The sequence below is a fragment of the Deltaproteobacteria bacterium genome (assembly GCA_011773515.1).
GTDB lineage: Bacteria > Desulfobacterota > Deferrimicrobia > J040 > J040 > WVXK01.
In genome coordinates this window covers 1-4,370 of record WVXK01000100.1, presented here as the reverse complement: position 1 = coordinate 4,370, position 4,370 = coordinate 1, and the positions used below count along the sequence as shown (strand labels likewise).

General features: G+C 51.9%; 6 protein-coding genes. 4 read left to right on the top strand and 2 right to left on the bottom strand.

Annotated elements, in window-relative coordinates:
• Positions 1-91 precede the first annotated feature (91 nt).
• The 3 genes from GTN70_10910 (at position 92) to GTN70_10900 (ending at position 2,696) form a co-directional block, all read left to right on the top strand.
• Entirely contained in the window at positions 92-640 is a 549-nt protein-coding gene (locus GTN70_10910; protein ID NIO17475.1) for an NUDIX domain-containing protein, read from the top strand.
• Between the two features lie 207 nt (positions 641-847).
• Entirely contained in the window at positions 848-2,464 is a 1,617-nt protein-coding gene (locus tag GTN70_10905; protein NIO17474.1) for a hypothetical protein, read from the top strand.
• A gap of 16 nt (positions 2,465-2,480) precedes the next feature.
• Positions 2,481-2,696: a hypothetical protein gene (locus tag GTN70_10900; GenBank protein ID NIO17473.1), complete on the top strand. Its 216-nt coding sequence runs from the start codon at positions 2,481-2,483 to the stop codon at positions 2,694-2,696.
• Positions 2,697-2,774: 78 nt separating this feature from the next.
• On the opposite strand, the gene GTN70_10895 is transcribed toward GTN70_10900, so the two are convergent.
• Positions 2,775-3,056, bottom strand: a complete 282-nt coding sequence (locus GTN70_10895) for a DUF3467 domain-containing protein (protein NIO17472.1) — start codon at positions 3,054-3,056, stop codon at positions 2,775-2,777.
• Positions 3,057-3,163: 107 nt separating this feature from the next.
• Entirely contained in the window at positions 3,164-3,538 is a 375-nt protein-coding gene (locus GTN70_10890) for a hypothetical protein (protein NIO17471.1), read from the bottom strand.
• 431 nt (positions 3,539-3,969) lie between these two features.
• On the opposite strand from GTN70_10890, the gene GTN70_10885 reads away from it, so the two are divergent.
• A partial coding sequence (locus tag GTN70_10885; protein NIO17470.1) for a YjbQ family protein occupies positions 3,970-4,370 on the top strand: 401 nt, incomplete at its 3' end.

The following is a 4,370-nucleotide window of genomic DNA, read 5'->3' as shown; positions in this document are numbered from 1 at the left end:
CCATATCAGGAAAAATTCGACGCCCCGAACAAAAAAGATAAGGCCCGCATGCTCGTGAAAAGGTTGCTGACGGACGGGAAGGAGAAGGGTAATGGAAAGGTACTGGAAGCAAAGGGAGGTTGAACGGGTTTTCCAGAACAGCATATTTTCCGTCTATCACAAAAAGTATCACCTCCATCCGCGAGACGCGGAGGGAACCTTCGCAACCATCGATACGTGCGACTGGGTCAACGTCATTCCCGTTACCGATGATGGGGACATCATCCTCATAAAACAGTTCCGTCACGGAATCGAAGGGACGACGGTCGAGATACCCGGCGGCGGGATAGACGCTGGTGATGGTGGCCCGCTCGCCGCGGCGAAAAGGGAACTGGAAGAGGAAACGGGGTTCAGGGCCCGAAGATGGGATCATCTGGGCTGCGTAACCCCAAACCCCGCAATACTCAACAATTACTGCCACACCTATCTGGCGAGAGGCCTGGAGGGTGGCGGCAAGAAATCAGCTGATCAAATGGAGTACATAGAAGTATTTCAGGCCAGCTCTTCCGATGTAAAAAAAATGCTCCTGGATGGCACGATATCTCATGCCCTCGTCCTCGCGGCATTCGGCCACTACTTTCTCCGCGGATACGAACTCTGATATCACAACTTTTCTTTCACAAACTTCACAATCCCCCGTCCCAAGCACAGGTCTAAAACCGAACCATCCTGTAACCAGGAGACATGATCTGTGTTTCATGGTTTAGAAGGAAAAAGGTGTGAATGCGCATGTTATCAACTTTAAACGATATCCTGAATTTGTATGAAAGCCATTTCGTCGAACAGGAAAACGAAAAGGAGAAATAAGATGGCAAGACATCTGATCATATTCCTTCTTGTTCTGGTCATGTTTTTTCCAGGGCCCGCAATCGGAGACACGGGAAAGGAGCTTTTTTATTCCGGAACTGATGCGGTACTCCGGGTTCGGGAGGCGAGGGGCACAGCGCTGTTCAATGCGGGTTCTGAAAGGCGATGGGAAGATGTGTACGAAAATATGCCGTTGACTGATGGATACGGTATTTTCACGGGAGAAAGTGGGTTTGTCGATGTGGAGGTCGATTCGGAGACGTTTATTCGTATGGCAGAGGGCACGGAAATATACCTGAGCTCGGTTCGCGATGGACGGGTGATAATCAGATACGTGGAGGGCAGCATCTATGTGAGCCGGCTCTCTGATGGGGTTCAGGGGCACATTATTTTTGAACTCGGTATCCATGGCACGATTCGTTTTTCCGGTCAGGGAGCGTTGAGGATCGACGAAGAGCCAGGCGGAGCAGTAACGGTGGCGGTCAGAGAAGGAAGCGGTACCATCGTGACCCGGGAAGAAGAATTTCTTGTCCTTGAGGGGGGGATGGCGCGCTTTGGTAACGTCCTGGAGCTTGCCAGGGCATTTGAAAAAGATTCCTGGGATGACTTCAACGAGAAGAGGGACAACGAGGTGCTGGCCTATGCCGGAGGGAGGTACATCGAGGATTATGTTCCCGGGAGACACGATGTCGACCGCCATGGAGAATGGGTTGATGTGCCCGTGTATGGAAGGGCCTGGCGGCCCTATGTGGTGGCCTCCGGATGGTCCCCCTTCTTCTACGGAAGGTGGGTGTTCCTCTCCCCTTTCGGATGGACCTGGATTTCCTATGAACCGTGGGGGTGGATAACGTACCACTACGGCAGCTGGGTAACGACCACCCGGTACGGGTGGGTGTGGGTCCCTTCGGTGAACTACAGGGTCTGGTATCCTGCGAGGGCAAGGATTATAGTGGAAAGGGAGAGCGTTCGGTGGGTTCCCCTGCGCCCCGGTGAGCGGTTCGACACAAACCATTCGGTCTGGCATGACAGAAATTACGAGAGGACCATAAACAGGAGAACAACTTTTTCAAAACCGGTTGTGGTCAAAAAAAGGGACCTTTTCGTCGTCAAGGCTTACGCCCCCATTCTGCATGGCAAGGATAAGAGAAAACTGCTCGGCCGGGAAAGGAAGGATGACAGCAGGGCGATCCGGGGGAGAAGGAACAGAAAGTTTGTTGGCCAGGGAATAGGTGAAGATACACGGAGAAATAGAGGTGATTTAAGGAGGCCGATAGGGGTTTCGAGGGCCATGAAAGTCAAGGTGAGGCAGGAAACAGGCTTCGTGAGAGCAAAGGAGGTCAGGCGGGATAAAGTCGGAATGAATGTTTTTGGCAAGCCGGTATTCCGGGGACAGGAAGCCGAGAAGAAGACAAAAAGGGAAAAGAATGTATCGAACCGTAGAGTGGGGAAAAAGGAGAGAGGGATGCCCGGCCGTAGCGAAAATAGTGTTGTAAAAACACGGAAGGGCCCCCGCGATCGTGCTGGGCATTCGGGTAGCCGTAAAATGAGGGATATACGCGTTAAGGGGGGCAAAAAAGAGCCCTCATTTAAAAGTTTGCGAATGGCGCGGGACAGATGAGGTTGAAAACTGAACCATGATACGGGTCTGGACATATGCAGGTTATCGTGATGATGAAAGACCGGTTAAGTTCGAATTGAACGGGGTGGAGCACGAGATAGCTTCTATACTGGATCGGTGGTACGGCCAGGACGCGGATTTTTTCAAAGTGAGGACGCAGGCGGGCAGGATATATATCCTGCGTCACGACAGGTTCGATGGAATCTGGGATATCGAGTCGGTGGTCAATTGATGAGACGGCGGGGAACAGGGAAAACCGCCAGTCCGGTTAGTCGCCGGGCAGCTCACGCAATGGGTTAGGGAACAGGATCTACTGAACGGAGCTTTTTCCCGATGGCTCGGGAGCCTCTTTGATTTCCCCGTGGGTTTTTTCGTACTTGTTCACGTTGTCCACGAGAGCCCTGATGATCCTTTTTAAGTGACCGGGGCTCGTTATTATTCTCGAGGTGACGATTCCTTCAGGGGGAAACGTGTTGAGAAAATCGATGACAAACTCCTCTCTCGTGTGGGTAACGACCATGGAATTCGAATAAACGCCCTTTAGTATGTCGTCGGTTATCTTGATGTTCAGGCCCGGCTTTTTCTTTTCCATACGATCCTCCTCAGATCAGAGTATGTTGGCCTTCGTCGTTGCTCCCCGAAAAAACGGTCGCGGCGTCCTCCCCGACGGGCATACCGGGTGAGAAAAGAAAGAGAAATTTATCGTTCGATGTAGAGAGCGAGTGTTCCGGCTTTGTTCCATTTTTCATAGATGAGTTTAAATGGCGCCCGCAAATATTCAGAGTATCCGTTATGAAAAACGAGTGACTCCCTGCCGGTGTCATAACCGACGGCAACTATGTACCGGGGAGACGCTATTCTATCGCCGAGATCGAGAAAGAGTATGACGGGATTACCTTCCGAAACGGCTTTGAGGATGTCACAGAGAGTGCTCTTTTCCACTCGCGCGGAGGGAAAGAAGCGCAGGGCAAACTGCGCCATCCCGTTTAGGTGGACCTCCCCGATCGTTTTTCCCGTCAGTCCGGCCGTGGTTTTTTCAAGGGAGATGTTTTTTCCGTGGTAATTGAGGATCATGGTCAAGGCCGCTGGCGCCGAACCGAAAGCTGCCTGAAAAAGGGGCTTGACTTCCAAAGATACGGTAGGGGGAATTTCCCTTTCGCAATCTTTAATATCCACGTTTACGTGAGAGCACGGGGAAGATAGCGCAATCAGCGACACAAGCAATAGGAGTGAAAAATTCCTGATATGCCATCCCTCAAATAGGAATCGATCGTTGTCACTTCTAACAGAGTTAATGTTAATTGATTATTGCGGATAGAGCGGGGCGGGTCAAGGGGAAAGGGTGGTTTTGCCTACTCCCATATCAGGATGGGGAAATCCCCCGGGCTTGACTTGGTTGGCTGTTTGCCCTATGAAATGAATGTGGCAGCTAGCGCTGTTTTTCGGTTGTCTCTTTCTTGTCAGCCGGAGAAAGGGGTAACCCTTAAATACGGGGAGGTGGTAGCATGAAAAGTTACAGGAAGGAATTATGGTTCAACGTGCCGTCCCGCCGCGCCTTCGTCAACATAACCGGGCAGGTCGATGAGTGCATCCGCGAAAGCGGGGTCAAAGAGGGTTTCTGCCTCGTAAACGCCATGCACATAACAGCCAGTGTATTCATCAACGACGATGAGTCGGGGCTCCACTTCGATTTTGAAAAATGGCTCGAAGGGCTCGCTCCCCACGAACCGATATCCCGCTACCGGCATAATCTTACCGGGGAGGATAACGGCGATGCCCATCTGAAAAGGACCATCATGGGGAGGGAAGTGGTCGTTGCAATTACCGGTGGGAAGCTCGATTTCGGGCCGTGGGAGCAGATCTTCTACGGCGAGTTCGATGGCGGGAGGAGGAAGAGGGCGCTGGT

Excerpts from the sequence above, each read along its gene's own strand:
- GTN70_10910 (NIO17475.1), top strand. The coding sequence starts at position 92 with ATGGAAAGGTACTGGAAGCAAAGGGAGGTTGAACGGGTTTTCCAGAAC.
- GTN70_10905 (NIO17474.1), top strand. The coding sequence starts at position 848 with ATGGCAAGACATCTGATCATATTCCTTCTTGTTCTGGTCATGTTTTTT.
- GTN70_10900 (NIO17473.1), top strand. The coding sequence starts at position 2,481 with ATGATACGGGTCTGGACATATGCAGGTTATCGTGATGATGAAAGACCG.
- GTN70_10895 (NIO17472.1), bottom strand. The coding sequence starts at position 3,056 with ATGGAAAAGAAAAAGCCGGGCCTGAACATCAAGATAACCGACGACATA.
- GTN70_10890 (NIO17471.1), bottom strand. The coding sequence starts at position 3,538 with ATGATCCTCAATTACCACGGAAAAAACATCTCCCTTGAAAAAACCACG.